The following is a 20,610-nucleotide window of genomic DNA, read 5'->3' as shown; positions in this document are numbered from 1 at the left end:
GGCTCCGCCTTGTTTTTCTTCACAGCATCCAGTGTCGTCATCACGGCACCTTCCCCGCCAGACTCACGCCCGACGTATCAGGCCAAAAACACCAAATTCCGAACAGTCCCCGCGTTTCACTCTTCCTCAAATGGTCTTTACCCAAAGGGCAGAGACCGGCGGCGGCGCGTCACTGGTATCGATCCATATAGTTGCCACGGCTGGGAGAAGGGGAAACGTTAGTCGGCCGTTCAAGACGAGGAGTCCGAGAAAGATCCACGGACTACCGGCTTAGGCGTGGGCCAGCGGGTACATCTGTAATGGTCTAAACCAGCTTGGAACAGTCAGAACATTCGGCTTCTGATCACAACATAATGTCAGTTATGTTGTGGATCTGAAGCTTGGCACGGATCGACGCACGATTCCTTCGTCCGCCTGCCGTCCTGTACGGCTTGTCATAGTGGCCGATCCCCTACAACAGCTGACAACCAAGAGCCCCACCGTTTTATGCCGGCGGGGCTCTTGACATGGTGCTTTTCTACTCAGGGCCTAGAGCACAGGCTCCAAAGCCCACTGGGACACCGACCGTCCGTCCACGAAACGCCACTCGTCGTGGCACTTCGGGCAGTCGACCCAGTGACTGTGCTCTCTGAACCCCGGGATGTTGTCGTGCTCCTCAATGATCAGCCCGTCGCCGCAGGGGCACCGGTACTCGAAGCGCTGTACGTTCCCGGCGCCGGCCCCGAAGCCGCCTACTTCCTCCGTATTGCTGCTGATTCGGATCGTGCGGATACCGGGCGACGGCGACATGGTACCCAGCCATTCACCGATCGCCTCGCATGCAGAGTCATACGCCTGAGGAGAGTGCGGGATCTCGTTGAGGAGGAGCACCAGCTCATCGGGGGTGCGTGCGATGCGGTGCGCGCTGGTGCGGATTCCTTGGGCGTAGTCACTCGCAAAATCACCTATGGGTTCGTCCCGGTCGGCCTGCGCAGTCAGCCAGTCGTGGAAGGGAGCGGGCTCCTGGACGATGGCAGCCGGCCGTACCCAGCGCTCCAGCACAGGATCACCTGCTGCGCACTGGGCGAGGGCTGTCCGCAGATGCTCGAATCCGGGTGGGCGGTAGTGATGCGCCTGCGGCTGGTCGTAGCCCGAACGCACCGCCCTGAACACATAGTCGTGTTCGTTTTCCGGGATCCCGACCAGGAGGTTCAAGCTGCCGCCCCGGTCAGGTTCGACCACGGGCAGGCCCAATGCCGCTGCCGCCCAGATCAGGCGGCCATTGGTCACGTAGTGCGCCGGGGTTCCCTTGAGGAAGGTTTCAGCGGTGTGTTTCAGCGAATAGCTGTTGACCTCGGGCGCCGCGGTCCCGGGAAGGGGAGTGAACATGCGAAGCATCTCGGTGACGAGGGCCAGCTGTACGTAGTCGTCCCTCCCATTGAAGCTCCACGCGGTATCCGCGTAGAAGCCGGCCTCACCAAGGACGAATTCTTCGCCCTCTTCACCGACAAGGACGTGATTCTTGAGCGTCGCGATCAGCTTGCGTGCGCTGACTCGCTCGCCGAGGAAGCCCTGGGCGAGCGGGTCCTTAATCTGCTGCAGCGCGGCGGTGTAGTTGCATCCCGTGAATTTTGCCCAAGCGCGAGCGTCCTGCTGGAGGGCGCGGTTCTGTGTGTGGTTCTCGGACGTCATCTCAATCTCTGTTCTGGGCGTTGCAACCCACGCGTACAAGCCCTTTGACATGAGAGAGATCTCTGAACTGAAAGGGGTGTTCCACTGGACCGGCACCCGTTGTCCTCAGCGTCTTCGTCGCGTGGGAACTCAGACTCGGAGAAGGGCAGACCAGCCTGCCCGGTAGAATCATAACCAGAGTTCGCTGGTACTTCAATTTGTAGAGCCGCCGATGGTCGCCAGATATTCCAGCGGGGCTTCCGGCCGTCGAGACGGCCACTTTCTCATGACCTCTGCCACAAAGCGCCCAGATTCGGGGTTGATCGTCGCGGCGCGGTGAGGGTTGCTGAGATGGCCGCGCACATAAGGGGTACAGAGCACAACCCCTTCGAGTACGGAGCATCACGAGCCACATCATCGCAGCCATCAGCACCCTCGTCAGCGAGTACGACCGCCTCGACGGCGTCGTCACCGTGGCGGCCAACAGCCGGCGGACTGCCGCATTGGAGGGCGTCCCCGGTGCGATCTTCAACGACGTCACGGCGGAACTGGACCCCTACGGCATCGACGACCTCGACGAGCAGATAGCCGAGGGGATGCTGTCCTGCTCACTGTGCCTCTCCGACCGGTTAGTCGCCGCGATGCTTGACTTCCGCCAAAAGGCCGTGCAGCACGGCCTCCGCTCCTACAGTTAACCGAACAGGCGCCGGCTGACGCTGCTGGAGATCAGTGAATCCTTCCACCAAGACCTTTTCGACCACCTCGAACAGCTCGCCCAGGACGACCCCCAGGACAACGACGATGACGAGGGCGCTGGACCTGACTGATTGCCTGATGCTCATCACAAGCGTCATGGAAGGTGGTTCGAGGCCTTTCGCCCTACTAACAATCCAACTAGCCAGGCACGACCGGATGGAAGTCTTATCGGCGTGCGCATTTACAGGTACTACACCAGTTGTCCGCTCAAGATTCGGGGACGCGTACCCGGTCGATCTTCCTCAGCATCTGACGGCCAGGTCCGGCCGCAGCCCTGTGTTTACGGCCAATAGCTGCCCCAGGTCACCCGTTGGACTCGTTCCTGAGGTACCTGTGACCGAGTGGATTTCCTGTAGAGCGCTTCCACATAGGCACCAACTTCATCAGGGGTTCCGGCGAATCCATCAAGTTATTTGGACGGCGTTTAACGTGGATCCACTTGCCTGATACGGTTGCCGCCAGTGCCAGGCGACGCGAGAATATTGGTACGTCTAGCCCATCCAATTCCAAACCCGCAACAACTTGGGTGCGGAGCCAGTGCAGGTAAAGCTCGTAGAGGAAGCGGAAGGGTACGAAGTCTCCGGCGAGGCTCCTAGCGTGGGTCAGCCAGAAGAGCATGACGTGCTGGTCGATGCCGCTCACATCGGAAATCGGTCGGCGTGTTGTGGCTGCGGCCGGCGGGCGTCTGAGTGCCCTAAGGATCGGATTGAACTCCTCGAGGCGGGTGTCGAAGTGGTCGGATGATGCATGGAGCCGGACAAGTTCTCCGGGTGATACCAGTCGTATTTTGCTCGACGCCCCGGACCCGCTGTTTACTTCCCGGTCCTGGTCAGCCTCAAACGAAGTACCTCCCCCACAACCCCACCTCCTTCTCGGTTATTGCACGAAGCCACTCGCTGTCATGGGGGCGACGGCAAGTGGCTTCAGATCAAGCCTATGTGAGAATTGAAATTACTCGCTTTTGGGTATTTACAGCAGTGAGACGGACTGAGTTTTCGTCTTCTCCACTCCGTTTTCCTCCCACTTCATGTCCATTTGTACTGACTGAGATGAACCCATGTGGAAACTCAGAATCCAAGCGTACTCCCCCTTAGCAGGGATACTGGGGGCTACTTCGCGACCGTAGATCTCGGGGGAAACATCATCATCAAGGGAAGTCATCTCAAAGGTGAAGTTCTCCATCCCTGTATCGCCATGGTTCTCCACTATGAGGCGATGGTTGCGGTTACGGTAGCTCATTTTGTTCCGGCTATCGAAGTGCTGTTCCCTATCAAAGGCATGTTTTGCCACAGGATCAGCTCCAGTCCTGGTTGGACGGCCCGAGGGGATAGCCAGGTTCAGATGTTCAAGGTCGGATTCAATAGCCTGCCTTACCTTGAACCCAAGGTCCGTTGGATCGGAGTAGCTTCCATACAGCCCCTTGGATTCTAGCGTCCGTTTGAACGCTTCCACCTCCTGAGCAGACTCCAAACTGTCCCTTGACACCGGGGCATCGGAAAAGTAGACGTGAACACGCTTACCGTCAGCTACAGCCTTCTCAAGCTCTTCGACTGTTCCCGAGAGTGCTCTTGCCGTCGCCTGGCCTATCTTGCTGTTGAAGATGACAACTACGATGTCGGACTTCTCCACCAACTGGGAATTGATGATCTCCTGGCCATCACCGTTACCCATGACTGGAACAGAGTCTGTCTCCCAGCGGCGCGGTAACAGGATCACTTGTTCACGTTCTGCCCTACTACCGTTCCAGCCATGGAGGGACTTTTCAGTTTCGTCGCGAGCCTCCTTCGTGTCGGAGGGCGAAGCAAACAGAACCTGGAGGACGTGCGATTGGAATGACATAGGAGCCAGCCTAGCGAGAGGTACTGACAGAACGGCTCAGATACGAAGGAGCCATTCGGCTAACACGGATGCATGTGTCCCTCGAGGAACGCTTCTTGCGCCTGGGTCGGGTAAACGCGGTGGACCACTTTTCCTGAGTAGGAAAGTCGGTAGACGAACATATGACACTTCGTTTTCACGCCGTCCAGGACGACCCACACCTCACCGAAGTTCACCTCGGCCTCCGCTCCGGGCGTGTGCTCCTGCGGAACGAATACCTCCACCCTGCGGCCAGCCTCAATGTCGATCTCTGCACGGCGAACGCGGACATAGTCCCGAACCGTGGAATACGACAGCTGCTGAGCTCCGTGCTCTTCGATTAGCCGGGCAAGGATCCTTCGTGCGGTGTGACATTGTTTTCGAGGTGCCGTCGTGTCCTCGACGAGCATCTCGTCGATCGTTGGCTTGAACTCATCAAGTCGTGGCGAGCGACGCGCCGGTGCCTTCAGTTCCGGCGGCACTGCTGACGCCAGCGCTGCCCGTACCGTGCGGCGGTGGACTGCATGACGAACCGCTAGCGCACGAACGGAGAGCCCCTCCATTCGGGCATGCGAACCCCACGCCACCGAGGTTCCGAGCTCAGAATTTTCCAGTGATGATATTCATGTCGGTTGGACGTCCAAGGACCGGATACACCGGCCAGCAGCGGCGGTGTCCTTCGCGGGACCTGTCGAGCCAAACGGGTTCATCATGGACATGTTGACTGGTTAAGCTCTGACTCCGAATTTTCCTGACCCACGCTGACTGTCTGTAGCTCCGGAACCTGTCGGGCGTTCCAATCGACACCCAGGAATCCCAACCGAGCTCAACCAGGCGAGGCATGACTTGATAGGAGCATGAAGCGCACCATCCCATCACTGGAATGTCTGCCTCCCTCTGGTTCTGACTACGACCCAAAGGAAGACGACGGCACCAACTCATGAGCAGCCAAAACCGGACAATTATCGGCGGCGTCGATACCCACGCAGCCACTCACCACGCCGCAGTTATCGACCTTAACGGCCATCACTTAGCCAACCATCAGTTCCCGGCGAGCAAAGCCGGATACGAAGCCTTACGCCGCTGGATGTCAGACTACGGAACGATCAGAAGCGTTGGCGTCGAAGGTACCGGCTCCTACGGAGCCGGCCTCGCCCGCAGCCTCGCCAGCCACGGCATCAACGTCAGGGAAGTGCCCTGCCCCAACAGGCGGTCGCGCCGTCAAGCAGGCAAATCAGATCTGCAGGACGCCCAAACCGCCGCACACACCGTACTCGCGGACAACACCACCAGCGCACCGAAATACGGTGACGGAGCGATCGAAGCAATCCGTGCCGTCCGGGTCGCCAAACTCGGAGCGGTCAAAGCCAAAACAGCAGCCACGAACTCTCTGAAAGCGCTGATCGTCACCGCGCCCGAGGAGCTCCGCGCTCAGCTCCGCGGAATCCCCAGCGCAAAATTGGTCAGCACCTGCGCCGCCTTCCGAACAGATACAAAGCAAACGTCAAACCCAATGTCGGCGATGAAAACATCCCTTCGATCCATAGCTAAACGCATCCAGTCACTCACGGCAGAAACCAAATCACTACACCGGACCCTGGAACAACTGACCACCACGGTCGCACCCCACACGAGCGCGATCTTCGCGCTCGGCCCAGACACCGTAGCCGCGCTAATCACCGCAATCGGAGACAACCCTGACCGGCTACGCTCCGAAGCCGCGATGGCCCGACTCGCCGGCGTTGCACCTATCCCAGCAAGCAGCGGAAAAACTATCCGCCACCGGCTGCACCGAGGGGGAAACCGCGCCGCGAACAGCGCCCTGCATATCACGGTAGTCGTCCGGCTACGCTACGACACCAAAACCCGCGAATACATGGCAAGACGAACCCAGGAGGGCCACACCAAACAGGAAATCATCCGGTGCCTCAAACGCTATCTCGTCCGAGAAGTTTTCAAAGCCCTCAAAAAGGACTACGAGACGATCCTGACCACTTGACAATCTATAGGAGCGTCCCGCGCCACTTCGTTCAGAATGTCGATGGTCAGTTCCTTTTCCGTGACCAGCTTCTTCAGCCGGGAGTTTTCCTTCTCCAGCTCCCGCACTGCTTTGGTCCGGGCGGCGTTGTGCATGGAACCGTATTGGTTCAGCCACCGGTACCAGGTCGCCTCGGTGACCTACAGTTCCTTCACGACCTCAATCATCGGCCGTCCATCGTCTAGCATCTTCTGGCCCTGACGGACCTTCGCGATGATCTGATCCGGGGTATGTCTACGTGCCGTAAAAGTGAATTTCCTCCTGAACCAATTATCGGATGCGAAACTCACATAATCACTGGACTCCTACACGAGGACCCAGCCACGACAGCTACGCCGACGAATCGGCCCTCAGGCACAGTTACATCGCCGATAGAACAGACGCCGGCAACGTCGTGATGACAAGTGAGCGGCGGATCTGGTGGCTATGCTCGGCCAAGACTCTCTCGCTTATTGGCCGGGAACGGGTTGGCGGACACCAAGCCGAACCGCAATACCTAAAGAACCTGGCCGGCCTCTTTGGAGGTCCTGCCGTCGAGCCTAAGCAAAAGAGGCTTCGCATTGGCAACCAAGCAACGGCTGAGCGGGATCCATGATCTGCCTGGTCTGAGTCTAATCATTCTGCTACGTCATCGGTCCGGCTGGGGTCTATACATATAACCTCAAGCAACATTACGCTCCAATGATGGTGATGCCGACAACGATCGTTTTCTTTGCCGCAACCGTGCTGTGTGTCGCGCCGCTAGGCCACTCAACTTCTCAGTTGATGGAGTCGCCGCCCTCTCACGTGGTCACATCGGAGCCGGCTCAAGCGCCAATCCCCACCCCAACTCAACCAATAGACCCGTCGGCTGACCCGATCCTCGAAGATGAGAAACTCCGGCTTGAGATTGAGAAGCTGCGCGCGGATATGGGACCGGCGGCTGCCACCAGGAACTGGCTACCAATTGGCACCATCGTAGTGGGCCTAACCGCGGCGATTCTCGGCGTGTGGCAATTCCAAAGCAGCAGGAGGCGCGAGGTCAACGTTCGCCTCCAAGATCAATTCCGCGACGATGTAAACAGTATGGTGGAATACCTTGAGTCCGAGCGCAGCTCATCCGCCCGGGTTGCGGCCTCCTTGATTAACCTCTCGGGAATCGTTCCGCTTATGCAGGATCCGGCGAACCATGAAGACAAAGTGACCGACTTCCTGCTCACGGCGGTAAAACGTGATCTTGACTTCGACGATTCGAGGAAAGTCCGGTTCGAATCTTTCGCCACAGCCGGATGGCCTGCATACGTTGAGTGGCTAGATTCTCACCCCGATGACCGCAATTTTGTTTTGTACCGATACGAGCAAGCTATACGTGCGCTAGGAATGAAATATCCTGACTACGTGCGCACGATCGCCGTCGCTCCGGAAACCAGACAGTTTAGAGTCTCGGATCGCATACCGGAAAAAGACTTCCTACACTTTACTGCGCTGGTAGCCGGGTATGTGCAGCACGTTTCACGCCTTCAAGAGGTTGACCAGAGAGCGGCCCAATCACGATTCAGCGCCATAACGCACAACCCAACCCTCAGTGCTGACCTGCTAACCGATCAATCGTCCTCGTCGGTCAAGCCAATCGGCCTACACCCGTGAGGCTCGTACACGGCCACGGTGAAGGGGACACTCCGTCCAGGGGCCGCGAACGCCACCTGAGGTTGGTCGACGACGGATTTGCTCAGCAGCTGGTCTCCGACGCGCTGCTTGCTGACCAGGCGTACTTAGTAGCGGCGCAAAATCGGCTGCTGTCTATAGCCGCCCTTCCGGATACAAAAATGCGCAACGCGCGGTTCGAGTCAGCTGTGGCCCTGAGAATCTTAAGACTACGAAGGATCATTTTGCGGCTACCTTCGTATAAAGTCTCGGGATCGAGTGTCGGCTCTCCTCATATAGAGCCAGCATCGATAACCACACGTATTGAGACCACCACTGACATTGACGCTGTCCTTGACGCGGTCGGTCGCCTCTCTGCAACGGTTGCCTCGGCGATACTTGCCCGGACGCCCTAATGCTTGATTCCAGCGTCGCCAACTACGTGCAACAGATGGAAGAATCCAGTAGTACCCTGGACGCGCGCGTTGCCCGTCAGCTAATTGTGGCGGCGGAGATGCCACGAAAGCCCGCGGGCGACCGGCTCTCCTTCTCTGCTGAACTGGCGGTCTGGCTCACGACCTCCAGTAAGGCGCTCGTTTCAATCGGGGGCGAGCTGGACGACAGCCTCGGGATAACCCTCGAGAAAGAACCTGCAGAATTGACGCTACGCGCAGTGCGGTCATTTCGACGCGCCTGCCGTAGACACTTGTTCGGCCCTGTGGCGTCGCTAGCGGACCTGGACCCAGACGCTGTGCAGGGGATAGCCCACAAGGAAGGTGAATTAGACGCAGCGTATCGCAACCTGCTCGCTACACTGAGTCCATATGTCGAATTGCGCACCGTGCTGGCGTCTTTGCCAGCACCCTCGAACGCCAAGCAGTTGGATTACGGCCTCATGAAAAAGATGAGTTCGGAATCCCAGGCAATTCGTGACAAGTACGTAACCTTTCGCGATACAGCTACGCCACTCCTTGACGAGATACTTGAACTACTTGTGAATGGTTGAACGCACGTGATCTTGTCTGTTGATGCTCGCGTGTACTCCGAGACGGGACCCATCAGGATCGGCGCTGGCTGTGTATTTAATCGACGTTGAGTTCTTACCTCTGGCCTGAACAGCCATCACGCATCCTTCCTTCCAGGCTAGTACCCCCTGCTGGGCGTTCTTCGAGGGTGTGGACTTGCGAGGGTTAATCGAACGCCTAGTCCACTCGAGCCCGCGGGGCCAAGATTCTCAACCGAATGAATACGAACCCCTCCGACCATCACTCAAGAGTCTCTTCGCCCGAAGAGTAGTACTTGGTGAAAGATCTGAACATAGTCATGTACCTTCCCCGCAGTGCCCCCCATGAAGTAGTAAGAAAGCCCATCAAGGGCTTCAAGGGGAAAGGAGGCCGGCCGCCACAGGCCTGTTTCATCATTGACGTGTTCAGTCGGATAATCGTCGGGTGGCGGTGCGCTTCGCACATGCGCACGGAAATGGACCTCGACGCGATCGAGATGGCACGATGGGGATGCGACACTCACCGCGGCGACCTGCGCTGTCACAGCGATGCGGGCAGCCAATTCACGTCGATCCGCTACGGCGAACGCCTCGCCGAGATCGGTGCGACGCCATCGATCGGGACCGTCGGCGACAGCTACGATAACGCGCTGGCTGAGACCGTGAACGGCTACTTCAAGACCGAACTCGTCCGCGGCCCCGCCCGACCTGGTCCGTGGACGACGGTTGAAGACCTCGAGTTAGCGACTCTGGGATGGGTTCACTGGCACAACACCGAACGTCTCCATGGCTACCTTCGGGATATTCCGCCAGCAGAATTCGAGCAGGCGTTCTACACTGGCAAAACCACCATCAATCAACTGGTGGAAATCAAATAACGCGAGTCTCCATCAAACCCAGAGCGTTTCAGACCTAGGAACTCACACGGTCGGAGACCTCGTCAGGGTCGCTGATCAGCTCAACCGCCGACCACGAGAAGTCCTCGGCTGGCAAAGCCCCGCAGAGCAATTCGCTAGACTCATCTCACCACCGACAGATTCATAAACTGTTGCAACGACCGCTGAAACCCGCCGCCGTCACAACGGCTCAATTTTCGACCGTCACCGACATGGAGCGAACGGTAGAGCAGGCAGTAATGTCCTTGGGGACAAGCTCGGTCGGAGACCAGAATATGGACCTGGCCGAATCCTTCGTCGACGGCACCCTAGAGATCTACCGGGAAGACTGGGCTTGGCCCCCGGCGACCCTGGCAGGCAGCTACAGCAGGAACCGGAAGTGGAACCTGAAAAGGAACGCGGCCATGGCGTCCCGATTCGTCGTGGTGAGTGGACGGAAAGTGTTGTCCTCCCAGCCAGTGGAGATCCCGTAGTCAGCGAGCCAGCTCATCTCTTTGTAGTAGAGGGTGCCTTGGTTGATGTCCCTGAATGGTGACGCTTCGGCTGCGACGTATTTGGGCTCTCCAGCCATCCGGTAGAGGAAGGTCGCCATGGCGTCCCGGTTCGTGGTCAACCCGGGGCGGAATGTCCTGTCACTCCAGCCAGTCGAGATGTCCTCTTCGGCGAGCCAGCTGATCTCCGTGTAGAACGGGTGGCTGCGGGGGACGTCTTTGAACCGCGGTGTCTTCGGTGCCGTGTACTCGGGGCTTCCAGCCAGTCGGTAAAGGAATGCTGCCACCGCTTCACGAGTTGTGGCTTCCAGGGGGCGGAACGTCTTGTCGCTCCACCCGGTCGTGATGCCGCGCCCTACAGCCCAGCTGATCTCGCCGTAGAACATGTTGCTGGTTGCGACGTCCTTGAATGGGGAACGTCCGGGGCCCGGTGCAGGATCAGGAATCGGCATGAGGGTTTCACCACCGTCACCGGGTGCCGGAGTTGGGGGTACGCCGCCGGAGCCGTCGTCCTGGCAGATGACCGCACCATTGCCAGCGATCCAGCAGATCTCCGCGGCGTGGGAGGCCGGAGCCATCACCGCAAATCCGAACAGCATCGCAACCACTGTGGCGAAGGTTGACGTAGCTCTGAGACCGGTGCGCATGAGACCCCTATTTCCAGCGCACGATGCGCCCCCACCTGTGATCATAGCCACGATTCTCCCGTTGCACGATCGCACTCAGACGTCAGCGTCAGGCTCAGGCAAAATGCGGGCGATCATCCAATCGACCCGGTCGAGGTTGGCGTGCAGCAGTGACACTGCACTCACCTCGGTGAGGCTCTCATATGTCATGGGCACGAGCAGTGGTTTCGATGAGCTTCCGGGCCGGGGCGGTGGCGTATCTGGTGGCCAGCTTATTTGCCCTCCTCAGGCGGCCGAAGATGTCCCCGGCGCCATTGTTGATGTCGGGGGATCCTTGATCTTCCACTGCGCAAAAGATCCGATCTCTAACGTGATTTGTCGCGCGATCCTCAAGGGGTAGATGAGGCTCAACCGACGAGAACCGGTCGGCCCTGAAGGCGCTGTAGACGCGCCAAGCGCCATTATCCAGACTCCAGACAGTCATGTTTTCACGAACGTTCCCCAGGCCGGGGAAGATGCGGTCCCAGGCATCCCGGCGCTCGGCCCACTCTTCAGCGGTGACGTGGTCGGGGCCGTCGCTGTTGTTCCAGTATTCGTACTCCTCGACACCATCCAGGCCCGCGACGACGTCGATGTACTCCTGGCTGCCCAGTACGAGCAGGTGGTCAATCCCGGTGGCAGGGCCCTTCGCGACACCGATGCGGCAGTTCAAGCCGCGCCAGCCCGACTTCAGAGTCACTTCAGCCAGGACCTTTGCCGCTGCGGCCAGAGGCCTCTCGGCAGGCTCGCGAGAGATTTCGGCCACATGGATTAGGTCGGCTACTCCGACTGCCAGTGCCTCGCCAATCAGCTTGTCATGGGTGGGCTTGAGTGCCTCCATGGCTAGGCGCAGCAGTACGGTTGGATTGGTGCCTGGCGCGAGGCGAAAGCCACCGTAAATCTCGGTCGACATGCTCGTGGACATCCATGATCTCGTCAGAGAACGGCGTCGGTGGGTCTTCCTGCGGGGTGAGTTCGGCAAACAGCTTAGCAAGCTTCTCGCCAGCGAACATCGTGCCGGCATCCTGGCCTTTCTCCCAGTCGTCCTTCCACCTGGGATCGACCTCGGTGGTCAGCTCGTCGGCGAGCAGCTTCAGACGGTCTAGTGCTGTGGCGTTCATGGCAGGCTCCATTAATGGGGATCAGTGATCCCCATGTGTGCGGGCTAGCTACCCTGGCTCACCGCTAAGGGTTCAGCGCGCCGCCGTATTCTGCCTGGAAGTTGGCCATGTCCAGCTCTGAGGTGATAACCCAGTCCTCAGCCACAAGGAAGGGCATCCCCATGTCCTGGATCTCGGGCATCAACGCATCCCTCTGCTCCTCATCGCTGAACAGCCAGAAGTAGGTGTCGACGCCCGGGCATTCCAAATAGGTGAGGTAGTCCTCCGTGGTGCCCTTGATCTGCTGGCCCTCACAGTAGTCGTCCTGGTAGTTGAAGAAGTAGTTCTTGAGCACGCCGACCGCTCCAACAATTGTGCCTGAGGCCGACTCGAATTCCGTTGCCGATTCCGTTTCGGCGGGAGCTGCTACGGTTGTGCTTTCGGCGGCCTGGGTGGGGGGCCCGGAGCACCCGGTCAGAGCGATGAGGGCAAGCGCGGGGATAGCCAGGTTTTGGGGGAGGTTCATCAGACTTCTTTCTGAGCGGCAGGCGCCTGCATCGTCGTAATCATATCCACGCCTGGCCTCACGTCCTACGGGGTCCATGGCACCTAAGCATGCTCAAGGTCATGACGGATACCGTGGTTCCCTTGCACTTCGCTTCCCTCCGCGATCTTGCCCCAGGCCGCTACAGCACAAAGGTTGGCACCGAACTGCTGATCAGAGCTTTTGGCGGCCGCTTCGCGGGACGAGGCAACCCATGGATCGTCCAAGAGGATGATGTGACCTACGTCGACTTCGAGCGCATCGTCGATCACATCGGGGGCCTGTCCGGTGGCGAGCAGCGCTTCCTGAGGCTGGTGGCATCTTTGGGCGGTGGAGAACCGGTGGCCCTGGGAGCGCCTTCGGAAGCCTGGACCGGCCCAACCTAGAGCTGATGCTGGCCGCCATCTCCTACGCGCCGGCGGCCACCAGTCCTCCACTATCGATGTTAACAAGGACGGCATCGCCAGCATCCGGCGGTTGCCCAACCTATTCCCCTGGCCGAAGCCTTGGGACTGCCCCCGGTTTTGTTGACTCCTTGACTTAGCGAGCTCAGGCTCGTGGAAGGATGTTGACCATGCCGACGGCTTATGGGGGCGGAGTTCCGCCAGGATGTTATTGATGTGGCCCGGAAGGGTGAGGCGCCGTTGGCGCAGATCGCGAAGGATTTCGGGCTTTCGGTCACGACGTTGAAGCAATGGCTCGCTATCGCGGATCGGAAGGAAACCGGGGTAACCCGGGCAGCGGATAACTCGACCGAGATGCAGCACCTCAAGAAAAGATCTGGCTTCGCTGGGCGCTGCCCAGGCAGTGAACCACCTGCGTCGCTGCTCGTCGATCTCGGGGTCCTGCCCCCACGCGATGAGTATCTTCACCGCCTGCAACAGTGGATTGGGCAGCAAACCGCGGCCATACCGCATACCTCCGATCGGCTAGCGCTGATTAGTTCATCCGATGGTGCCAGCAGCGACGCCCCCGGAGCGAGCTTGAGTCGAGACTCGTGCGTATCCGATCAGCTTCGCCACATCACTCCAAGTGTCTCGTATCTGAGGGTTCCTACGATGATCCGCGCATACGGTTTCGAGGCATAGAAATGAGAACTGCGGAGCCCAGAGATTCGGGTGAGGACAAACAACGAAGGATCTAGGCGAAGAGACGCCTCTTATCCCTAGGGTTGCAACACAAAGAACTGTTGCAGACGCCGGCCCCTTATCTCCCACCTTCTCGGGCGGGTCTTGCGGGGATCGGTGCGCCAGTGATCCCAGGATCTTCGACTGTCCGCATGGAGGCCCGAGGGGCGTTCGGCTAACGGGCCGGTTCGGGAAGTGTGCTTGCAGAGGTTGAGAGCGTTGTAAGCACCCGCGAGCAACTTTTGCTTCTGTTCTCTACGGAACATCAGCCGCCGATGCGTGTACATGCCAGAATGTCCGTGGTTCGTGTGAGGCTTGGGCTTGTGACAGATCAGCGGCGGCGAGGGTCGCGTTCCCTCGCGAAGAAAATCGAGGCCTGTTTTAGGATCTCATGGACTCCTTCAAGTCCCGCACCTCAGCCCGGAGTCCGCTTGATTGCCTCCACCTCCTCGCTGCTTGGGCCGGTCTTTTCACCGGCATCGATCTGGGCCTGGCCACCCAACGGCCCAGCGATTCAGCACCGACTCCCAGCTTCGGCGCCAGCGCCTTACAAGCGCTGTAAACAGGGGAATACTCGGACAACCGATCCACCGTCATGCGCACTGCACGATCACGGACCTCGGGAGGAAACTGATTGGGCATAATCATTATCTTTCTCACAGAAGATGGCGGCATCAAACCCGGGACGGTTCACGTTGGCCTTAGGATCGAAAGGAACTAAGGGAGACAACATGACTTGGGACGACTTGAAGAGGAACTTCAAGAAACTGTGGTTTCGCAGAGTTGTTGTAGTAGTGACTGAAACACTAGACGGAAAGTCAACTTGGAAAGCTTCGGGGGTTGATCAGTATCACGCTCCACGACCTGATAAATGGAAAGCACGCGAACTTAAAGCTAAAGTCGAGCAGTCTTTGGGACCCGTGGCAGATGTAAGGAAGGCAAAAATATACCGAAAGCTTCCACCAGAAAGAATCAATCTTCCTAGAGACTACTTTGCCCCAATAATACTGGGCGTGATACTTCTCTATGCTTGTTTTTTTTATTCCGAAACCATAGATTTTGCTCAGCAAAGAGCAGATGGCGGATATTACTTCCGGGCGGCCATCATAAATATCTCACTTGGATTTTTTGTCACGTATTCGGGTTATGTTATCGGGCGCGGAACTGGAATATATTCTCAGACTCTCCACCCACTTCATAACCTTTTATACCCGGTGATAACATTATCAGGCGTAATGATCTTCCTCCTCTTGGGGGCTATTTTCATGAGTCCATTGCCGGAGATCCTAGACGCCGACCTACCATTCTGGAGAGGGATATATTTTGTAGTCTCTCCTGACGCATGGTTATCCCCGCTCTCGCCCTGGATCAGTAAAATTGTAGGCCTGGCGCTCTTCACGGCTGCTCTTTGGTATGGCCTGATGGATTCCCAAGCATTAGGTCTATCAAAGACCGACGCAGTGGAGAAATTAGGACGTAAATTTCCTATACCCTGGAAGGTGTACAAATTGACAAAGTGGGAGATAGAACTGCCTGAGAACGACACTACACAGCAGACTACCCCTACGCCTGGAGCATCAAACCCGAGCTAATAGCAGCACTTTCTGCCGCGGAAAGCTCCACATACCAGGAGGGCTTTTCGATAGAGATGAGCGGAACGTTTCCGTCAAGCTCCTTTGTCAGGAATTGCAGCGCACTGAAAAGGGGCTTCCAAACCTGACGTTCAGCCATGTGCTTTTCGCATGCCACCTTTCGGTCTTCCTGCTTATGCCGTACAGCTGATTCGGGTAATGCCACCGTGCGCGCCCAAACTGGGTATGAAGAGGCGATGTGAACGACTCCCCCTAGGCCTGGATCAAAAAACTCCTGTCGTCTTTGACCGTTGTGATAAAAACCTGGTGCATGACACGGTCCCTCGCGTATCGCAGACCTAGCAGCGTGCATCCCTGGTCGTCATCCTCACGCCTAGTCCGGTACATGGAATCTATTGCCGTTAGTTGTTCATCCAGTGAGCAGGCCCAATTGATTGCTTCGGTTGCTGCAACCGCACTCGACAGGAGCCTTTTCTTACGAGCAGCGTCCAGTGTCCTCCAAGCTCGCTCCAGCCATTCCTTAATGAGCAAGAGACACAGCCTCCGGACGATCGGCTAGTCCCATGAGTGCGCCACTTCAATGAGCTGAGGCCCGTTGTTACGAACTGTTCCGACCTCTTTACCCACGATCCACGGGATGAAGTTGGGGTCGGGAATGGTGGCAATGAAGTTTTGTACATGGCCCGCTCGGTCATGGTCGGGTCCAGCCACTCATCCCGTAACTTGACCGGCACGATGACCGGCATCCGTTCATGGGGCTGCCCCGAGCGCATCGTGCGCGGCTCGGGTGAGCATCGTCACCGTGACCAGCCTCTTGTCCTCGACATCCTCAGGCTTGGTGGGGTTGGACCAGAACTCGTACAGGCAAGCAAAGCCCAGCAACCGGTCCTCACCTTCCTCGTGGAGGTAGTGCGGAGTCTTCGTCCCCTACTCGTTCTTCTGCCAGTCGTAGTAGCCGTTCGCCGGTATCAGGCTCTTCTTTTGACGGCTGCGGTGCGGAATGACGGCCTCTCACAAGACATCCATCCCCGCCTGATCTTCACACCGATCCCGATAACCAAGCCGTAGGGCACGTCAAGTCAACCAAACCGTAGGCAGTCCCTCCCGCGCTCCGGACGGTGGTGTGCTTCAATCCCATCTCATAAGGGATGGTGGATTTCAGTGGTCGTCGCAACAGTTTATGAGTCTGTCGGTGTTGAGATGAGTCTGGCGAGCTGCTCTGCAGGGCTTTACCAGCCCAGGATTTCTCGTGGTCGGCGGTTCGTCCCGGGTTTGATGCCGCCAAGCAGTTTCCTCCCGAGGTCCGTGATCGTGCAGTTCGCCTGACGGTGGATCGGCTGTTGCGCATGGCGCCTACTTCCTTGTCGACAAACTCGGCACCAAGTGCGGCTCGGGCATTGTATTGGCCAACTCCCGGACCTCGTTCTTGTCCGTGGTCGATGAGTCTAGCCAATCGGCTTGGAGGTTTTGGGGCTGATCAGCGGTGAGCGTTCGTGGATATGCCCCAACGTGTCGGTGGCCGACGTCGTCATGACAGTGGCAGTGACCAACCTCTTATCCGGATGCTCCTCGGGCAGCTCGGGATTGGGCCAGAACTCATAAAGTCCGGCTACGGCCAACGGTTCGTCCTCGTCCTGCCGGGGCAACTAGATCGGGGTGACGCGTTATCGCGGGGTGTCATTCTGATCCCCATCATCGCTGGGCGGGTCCTCCGCGCAACCAGGGCGCGAAGCGCCGGGAGCTGACCAAATTTTCGTTCGGCGCTCCTCCGTCGCTTATTTCCTCACGAAAGTGTGGTCAGCTCCCGGTTCCCCAAGTTGCACTCCGGCCCCTCGTACCCAGCGGTGATTCCTCTATCAGAACGGCACCACGAGGAAAATCGGTGAAAAACTTTCATCAAAGTCATGTACCTCCCCCGCTGCTACGCCATGAAGTAGTAAGAAAGCCCACCAGGGCTTCACAAGAGAAAGGAGGCCGACCACCACAGGACCACTGCAACCCACCCACCGAAACAGGCACACCCTGTTCACCATCTGAGCCGGTTTGTGCACAGTCAGAGAGCGAAACAGCCTCTGACAAGGGGAAACGTGTGCCCGAAGTGGGACTTGAACCGGCTTTCACCCCTTGCAAACACCGGCCTCCCCCGAAAACCTCCCCAAACCGGCCCAATCCGACACCGATACGGCCCAGTCCGACCCCCAAGGTGTGCACATTGTGCACACCTCCTTTTTTGGCCTGCCCCTGGCCTTCATTTGATGGCCGCATGTGCCCCGGTCGAGCGAGCAATGCCATACCCCGTGACGGTCCGACGAGACCCATCGTCGGTCCTTTCGAAGGCCCGCGTGAATGCGCCGAATAGCCACCATTTGGTCCGCATTCCACGGGTTCTGCGTACAGCAACGTCATGGATTCATTCTCCTTTCCGAACATCTCATGGATATGCGAGAAGGAAACTACGTGACCAAGGACTTTCCTAAATCTCGTTGCCAGGTGCGTCGATCGGCACAGGGGGCGAGGCCCGCTTGGTCCGGACAAATCCACGACACCGAAATCAGGAATAAAAAACCAGGAGGGATCTGCGCCGAGGGCGTTTCGCTCTTTCCTCAAATGGTCTTCCTCAAAAGGCAGCGACCGGCGGCGCCACTGGTTTGTCAGCCATATTGTTCCGACGACTGGGAGAAGGGGAAACGTCAACCTGCCGTTAGCGGCGCGGAATGCGGAAAAGATCCACAGAATACCGGTGATGACAGCTGTGGAAATGAGTGACTTGCGGGTCTCCGGATTAGGGTGCAGGACGATACCTTCGGCCCGAAGCTCCCGAGTTTCAAGCACAGCCCCACGGGATCAATGGAGCGAACACAGCAACCTATCTAGCGGCCGCCAACAAAGTGCGCCAAGTTGCGGAACGTTCACAGCATCAAGAGCGCCGACCAGCAGGACTTCTACGACGAAGAACCACCTCGTCATTAGTTCAATCTGGTTCGAGGCTGGGGTCCTCCTCGAAGTTGGTGAGCATCTGGTCAAACTTATTCACGTGCCTGCTGATTCGTGCAGCGTCCAGCTCGGAGTTGAGGAACGGCTTACGTTTCCCGACCAACAGGACATCCAGAGACTTTCCTTCCCTCTCGAAAGGCCTCTTTAATATGTTGAGCGCGGCAAGCGCTTCCGATTCCACCTTGTCCGGCAGCCGGGCCTTAAGCCAGGCAATTTGCTCAGTTGTGAAGAGATTGGTCGGTATTGATAGCTTTTCGAGTCCTGTCAACGAACCCAATGGCTGTACACGGCCGTCGTCGATGCGCTTCGGGTAGAGCTGAAGACTGCGTAGTCCAGCGAGTGCGCCGAGGGGCTCCAATGTTTCAAGTTCCATTTTCGGCCACATCCCATCACTGATTACGAGTTCTCTCAGGGCATGCCCGTCGCCAAGATCATCAAGCTTCTTCAACCGGTTGAAGTCCTGAACCTGAAGCGCTGCGAGAACCGGTGTGCGAGCGAGGTTCCAGAGTCTGGTCGCCTTCTGATTCCAGAAGAAGGAAACCATCTGAAGCTCCGACAGATCCTCCAACGGAGTGAGGTCAACAAGGGTAGGACACTTCCAGAATTCGATTGCTGTGAACTGCGTTCCGTACTCCGAAACCAGCAGTTCGAAGGTCTTCTGGTTCAACCCGCTTACCCGGATCGCTGTCGCTCCCGGGTTTGCGTAGATTTCGGAGAACTGATCGACCGTGAGTCTTCCACCGCCAATCTCCGGCTGGATGAGGTTCACGAACCACGAATGCTCATCTATGTTCGCGTGACGAAGTTCCTGGAGATCTCTGGGTCCAGTCTGCACGTTCTCTCTGTTCGGGTTCTGGCGGATTCGCCGCCACTTGTCGGAAATCTTCCCGAAGCCGTCTATGAACATGGGCAGGCTACTTTCTGACGGTGAAGCAGACGGTGAGTGATTGCTAGGCGGCGCTGAAGGCAACAGTAGGACGCAGCCCGGGCGTGTGCTTCATGCCGGGTAAGCCTCCCTTGCCTGAGCGATGGCATCGGGCGATCGTTGCTCAATTTGGTTGTCCGCGATGCGAACATTGCTGTTGGTGCAGGTTCCGCAACATTCGTCAAAACGGCTCCGGTTCACCTTCGAGGATGGTTTCGGGGCTGCCGTGAACGTTGGCCTCGAGCAGTGACGTGTTGCCGCTGTCCGAGGCCTTGGCGTAGCAGGGCAGCTTTCGTCGACCCGGCCCCGTTTCAATCGCAACAAGAACTCTGCGCTTAGGCGGTTGCTCCTGCCTAGGGTACTTCCCCGTTTCAGGGCCGCATTGAGAAGCGGCGGTGGATGAGGAAGCCAAGCATGGCGCAGGCTCCGATGATGCCGACCCCGGCCAGGGTTATCGGGCGGGTTTCATTCGTGCCGCCAACATTCACGCCGGTATCGACGCCGCCGACGGGCATTTGCGCTACTTGGGGCTCGGGGGCAGTGAGGTAAGGGGGAATGGGGTTTGTGGTGAAGGTCTGGGTGAAGTTGATGTAGCAGGGGTATCGGCCGTCCGGGAAAACGATGCTTCCGGGGTCCACTGCGCAGAGGTCGGACCCGTCGGCGGCGATCACCCCGCCCTGGACGATGGTGACGGCGTTTGGGTCGATTACGGTGGCCTGATCGAAGGGAACCAGTTCCGGCGGGTTCACGGGCGTAACGGCGCCAGGGATATTGCTCCCAAAACCGGCAAAACACGGGTAGGTGCGGTCTGGGAAGGCAATGCTTGTTGGGTTCACCGCACAGAGGTTGGTGCCGTCGGCCGTGAGCAAACCGCCGATTGCAAATGTTACCGAGTCGGGATCGATGATGGTCGCCTGATCGAAAGGTACCAGTTCCGGACCAGGGCCGGGGGCGGACTCTACGGCCAGCGCACTGGTGGCTCCGGTGAGTGCGATTCCGGATGCGACGGCGAGGCCGGCAAGGGCGGTGGTGATCTCCATATTGCTTCTTCCCCCAGGTGCTGGTCCCGTATGGACAGCGTGTCTTCCGCCATCAAACCAGACAAACGTTCCAATGGCCAGATCTAATCTATCCGTCGGTGGATCAATTCCCGACGCCGCAAGAAATTGTCGGCCAAAGAATCTCATTGACACTCAATGTTGATTGGTAATACCCATTCTCGTGGCGGTCTTAGGAGTGGAAATCACGAACTGAACCGTCCCGGGGGGGAGGTTAGCTTTTTTTTTGGGGGGTGGGTTCCAGGGCGGGTTCCTTAGGGGTTTGGGGCCACCTTTTTTTTGTTTTTCTAC

The 20,610-nt window shown here is 58.1% G+C and carries 18 protein-coding genes and 3 pseudogenes; 9 read left to right on the top strand and 12 right to left on the bottom strand.

Going from position 1 to position 20,610, the window contains the following annotated elements; translation table 11 throughout:
- Positions 1-528: 528 nt before the first annotated feature.
- A complete protein-coding gene (locus tag ACX80Z_RS15430; protein WP_459316475.1) occupies positions 529-1,671 on the bottom strand; it encodes a hypothetical protein in 1,143 nt (380 codons plus the stop codon).
- A gap of 452 nt (positions 1,672-2,123) precedes the next feature.
- Between ACX80Z_RS15430 and ACX80Z_RS15425 the strand changes: the two genes are divergently transcribed.
- Positions 2,124-2,345, top strand: a complete 222-nt coding sequence (locus tag ACX80Z_RS15425; protein WP_459316474.1) for a hypothetical protein — start codon at positions 2,124-2,126, stop codon at positions 2,343-2,345.
- Positions 2,346-3,375: 1,030 nt separating this feature from the next.
- Here the strand turns inward: ACX80Z_RS15425 and ACX80Z_RS15420 are convergent.
- A complete protein-coding gene (locus ACX80Z_RS15420; RefSeq protein WP_459316473.1) occupies positions 3,376-4,245 on the bottom strand; it encodes a hypothetical protein in 870 nt (289 codons plus the stop codon).
- Positions 4,246-4,316: 71 nt separating this feature from the next.
- Positions 4,317-4,826 (bottom strand): annotated as a pseudogene (locus tag ACX80Z_RS15415) (IS21 family transposase); the annotation flags it as partial.
- Between the two features lie 377 nt (positions 4,827-5,203).
- Here ACX80Z_RS15415 and ACX80Z_RS15410 point away from each other — a divergent pair.
- Positions 5,204-6,262, top strand: coding sequence for an IS110 family RNA-guided transposase (locus tag ACX80Z_RS15410; protein ID WP_459316472.1), 1,059 nt, complete (start codon positions 5,204-5,206; stop codon positions 6,260-6,262).
- Between the two features lie 17 nt (positions 6,263-6,279).
- On the opposite strand, the pseudogene ACX80Z_RS15405 reads toward ACX80Z_RS15410, so the two are convergent.
- Positions 6,280-6,489 (bottom strand): annotated as a pseudogene (locus ACX80Z_RS15405) (transposase); the annotation flags it as partial.
- Between the two features lie 502 nt (positions 6,490-6,991).
- On the opposite strand from ACX80Z_RS15405, the gene ACX80Z_RS15400 reads away from it, so the two are divergent.
- From ACX80Z_RS15400 to ACX80Z_RS15390, 3 genes are all read left to right on the top strand, one after another.
- A complete protein-coding gene (locus ACX80Z_RS15400; protein WP_459316471.1) occupies positions 6,992-7,927 on the top strand; it encodes a hypothetical protein in 936 nt (311 codons plus the stop codon).
- 412 nt (positions 7,928-8,339) lie between these two features.
- On the top strand, positions 8,340-8,930 hold the full coding sequence (locus tag ACX80Z_RS15395) for a hypothetical protein (RefSeq protein ID WP_459316470.1): 591 nt from the start codon (positions 8,340-8,342) through the stop codon (positions 8,928-8,930).
- 317 nt (positions 8,931-9,247) lie between these two features.
- Positions 9,248-9,805, top strand: a complete 558-nt coding sequence (locus ACX80Z_RS15390) for a DDE-type integrase/transposase/recombinase (RefSeq protein ID WP_459316476.1) — start codon at positions 9,248-9,250, stop codon at positions 9,803-9,805.
- Between the two features lie 379 nt (positions 9,806-10,184).
- Here ACX80Z_RS15390 and ACX80Z_RS15385 read toward each other — a convergent pair whose 3' ends face one another.
- The 4 genes from ACX80Z_RS15385 to ACX80Z_RS15370 form a co-directional block, all read right to left on the bottom strand.
- Positions 10,185-10,961 (bottom strand): S-layer homology domain-containing protein, encoded by a 777-nt coding sequence (locus ACX80Z_RS15385; protein ID WP_459316469.1) that lies wholly within the window; start codon positions 10,959-10,961, stop codon positions 10,185-10,187.
- A gap of 178 nt (positions 10,962-11,139) precedes the next feature.
- The gene (locus ACX80Z_RS15380; protein ID WP_459316468.1) at positions 11,140-11,820 is read right to left on the bottom strand and encodes a hypothetical protein; all 681 of its coding nucleotides are present in this window, start codon (positions 11,818-11,820) and stop codon (positions 11,140-11,142) included.
- Entirely contained in the window at positions 11,795-12,100 is a 306-nt protein-coding gene (locus ACX80Z_RS15375) for a hypothetical protein (RefSeq protein ID WP_459316467.1), read from the bottom strand. The genes ACX80Z_RS15380 and ACX80Z_RS15375 overlap by 26 nt, the downstream gene beginning before the upstream one ends.
- Before the next feature lie 64 nt (positions 12,101-12,164).
- Positions 12,165-12,605 (bottom strand): hypothetical protein, encoded by a 441-nt coding sequence (locus ACX80Z_RS15370; RefSeq protein ID WP_459316466.1) that lies wholly within the window; start codon positions 12,603-12,605, stop codon positions 12,165-12,167.
- A 101-nt stretch (positions 12,606-12,706) separates the two neighbouring features.
- On the opposite strand from ACX80Z_RS15370, the gene ACX80Z_RS15365 reads away from it, so the two are divergent.
- The 4 genes and pseudogenes from ACX80Z_RS15365 (at position 12,707) to ACX80Z_RS15350 (ending at position 15,342) form a co-directional block, all read left to right on the top strand.
- A complete protein-coding gene (locus ACX80Z_RS15365; RefSeq protein WP_459316465.1) occupies positions 12,707-13,009 on the top strand; it encodes a hypothetical protein in 303 nt (100 codons plus the stop codon).
- Positions 13,010-13,197: 188 nt separating this feature from the next.
- Positions 13,198-13,405 (top strand): annotated as a pseudogene (locus tag ACX80Z_RS15360) (transposase); the annotation flags it as partial.
- A 736-nt stretch (positions 13,406-14,141) separates the two neighbouring features.
- Positions 14,142-14,312, top strand: coding sequence for a hypothetical protein (locus ACX80Z_RS15355; RefSeq protein ID WP_459316464.1), 171 nt, complete (start codon positions 14,142-14,144; stop codon positions 14,310-14,312).
- Between the two features lie 169 nt (positions 14,313-14,481).
- Positions 14,482-15,342 carry a hypothetical protein gene (locus tag ACX80Z_RS15350; RefSeq protein ID WP_459316463.1) on the top strand — a complete coding sequence of 287 codons (861 nt, stop codon included), beginning with the start codon at positions 14,482-14,484 and terminating at the stop codon, positions 15,340-15,342.
- Between the two features lie 750 nt (positions 15,343-16,092).
- On the opposite strand, the gene ACX80Z_RS15345 is transcribed toward ACX80Z_RS15350, so the two are convergent.
- From ACX80Z_RS15345 to ACX80Z_RS15330, 4 genes are all read right to left on the bottom strand, one after another.
- A complete protein-coding gene (locus tag ACX80Z_RS15345) occupies positions 16,093-16,224 on the bottom strand; it encodes a hypothetical protein (protein WP_459316462.1) in 132 nt (43 codons plus the stop codon).
- A gap of 563 nt (positions 16,225-16,787) precedes the next feature.
- A complete protein-coding gene (locus tag ACX80Z_RS15340; RefSeq protein WP_459316461.1) occupies positions 16,788-16,961 on the bottom strand; it encodes an SOS response-associated peptidase family protein in 174 nt (57 codons plus the stop codon).
- A gap of 1,352 nt (positions 16,962-18,313) precedes the next feature.
- The gene (locus tag ACX80Z_RS15335) at positions 18,314-19,243 is read right to left on the bottom strand and encodes a hypothetical protein (protein WP_459316460.1); all 930 of its coding nucleotides are present in this window, start codon (positions 19,241-19,243) and stop codon (positions 18,314-18,316) included.
- A gap of 389 nt (positions 19,244-19,632) precedes the next feature.
- Complete coding sequence (locus ACX80Z_RS15330; RefSeq protein WP_459316459.1) at positions 19,633-20,301, bottom strand: hypothetical protein; 669 nt, start codon at positions 20,299-20,301, stop codon at positions 19,633-19,635.
- Positions 20,302-20,610: the final 309 nt, after the last annotated feature.

The sequence above is a fragment of the Arthrobacter sp. TMT4-20 genome (assembly GCF_054510775.1).
The sequence above is the reverse complement of the archived record's forward strand: the minus strand, read 5'-3'. Positions and strand labels throughout refer to the sequence as shown.

Excerpts from the sequence above, each read along its gene's own strand:
- ACX80Z_RS15330 (WP_459316459.1), bottom strand. The coding sequence starts at position 20,301 with ATGGAGATCACCACCGCCCTTGCCGGCCTCGCCGTCGCATCCGGAATC.
- ACX80Z_RS15380 (WP_459316468.1), bottom strand. The coding sequence starts at position 11,820 with ATGGAGGCACTCAAGCCCACCCATGACAAGCTGATTGGCGAGGCACTG.
- ACX80Z_RS15350 (WP_459316463.1), top strand. The coding sequence starts at position 14,482 with ATGACTTGGGACGACTTGAAGAGGAACTTCAAGAAACTGTGGTTTCGC.
- ACX80Z_RS15335 (WP_459316460.1), bottom strand. The coding sequence starts at position 19,243 with ATGTTCATAGACGGCTTCGGGAAGATTTCCGACAAGTGGCGGCGAATC.
- ACX80Z_RS15410 (WP_459316472.1), top strand. The coding sequence starts at position 5,204 with ATGAGCAGCCAAAACCGGACAATTATCGGCGGCGTCGATACCCACGCA.
- ACX80Z_RS15385 (WP_459316469.1), bottom strand. The coding sequence starts at position 10,961 with ATGCGCACCGGTCTCAGAGCTACGTCAACCTTCGCCACAGTGGTTGCG.
- ACX80Z_RS15395 (WP_459316470.1), top strand. The coding sequence starts at position 8,340 with ATGCTTGATTCCAGCGTCGCCAACTACGTGCAACAGATGGAAGAATCC.
- ACX80Z_RS15430 (WP_459316475.1), bottom strand. The coding sequence starts at position 1,671 with ATGACGTCCGAGAACCACACACAGAACCGCGCCCTCCAGCAGGACGCT.
- ACX80Z_RS15365 (WP_459316465.1), top strand. The coding sequence starts at position 12,707 with ATGACGGATACCGTGGTTCCCTTGCACTTCGCTTCCCTCCGCGATCTT.
- ACX80Z_RS15355 (WP_459316464.1), top strand. The coding sequence starts at position 14,142 with ATGGACTCCTTCAAGTCCCGCACCTCAGCCCGGAGTCCGCTTGATTGC.
- ACX80Z_RS15390 (WP_459316476.1), top strand. The coding sequence starts at position 9,248 with ATGTACCTTCCCCGCAGTGCCCCCCATGAAGTAGTAAGAAAGCCCATC.
- ACX80Z_RS15370 (WP_459316466.1), bottom strand. The coding sequence starts at position 12,605 with ATGAACCTCCCCCAAAACCTGGCTATCCCCGCGCTTGCCCTCATCGCT.
- ACX80Z_RS15420 (WP_459316473.1), bottom strand. The coding sequence starts at position 4,245 with ATGTCATTCCAATCGCACGTCCTCCAGGTTCTGTTTGCTTCGCCCTCC.
- ACX80Z_RS15400 (WP_459316471.1), top strand. The coding sequence starts at position 6,992 with ATGCCGACAACGATCGTTTTCTTTGCCGCAACCGTGCTGTGTGTCGCG.
- ACX80Z_RS15375 (WP_459316467.1), bottom strand. The coding sequence starts at position 12,100 with ATGAACGCCACAGCACTAGACCGTCTGAAGCTGCTCGCCGACGAGCTG.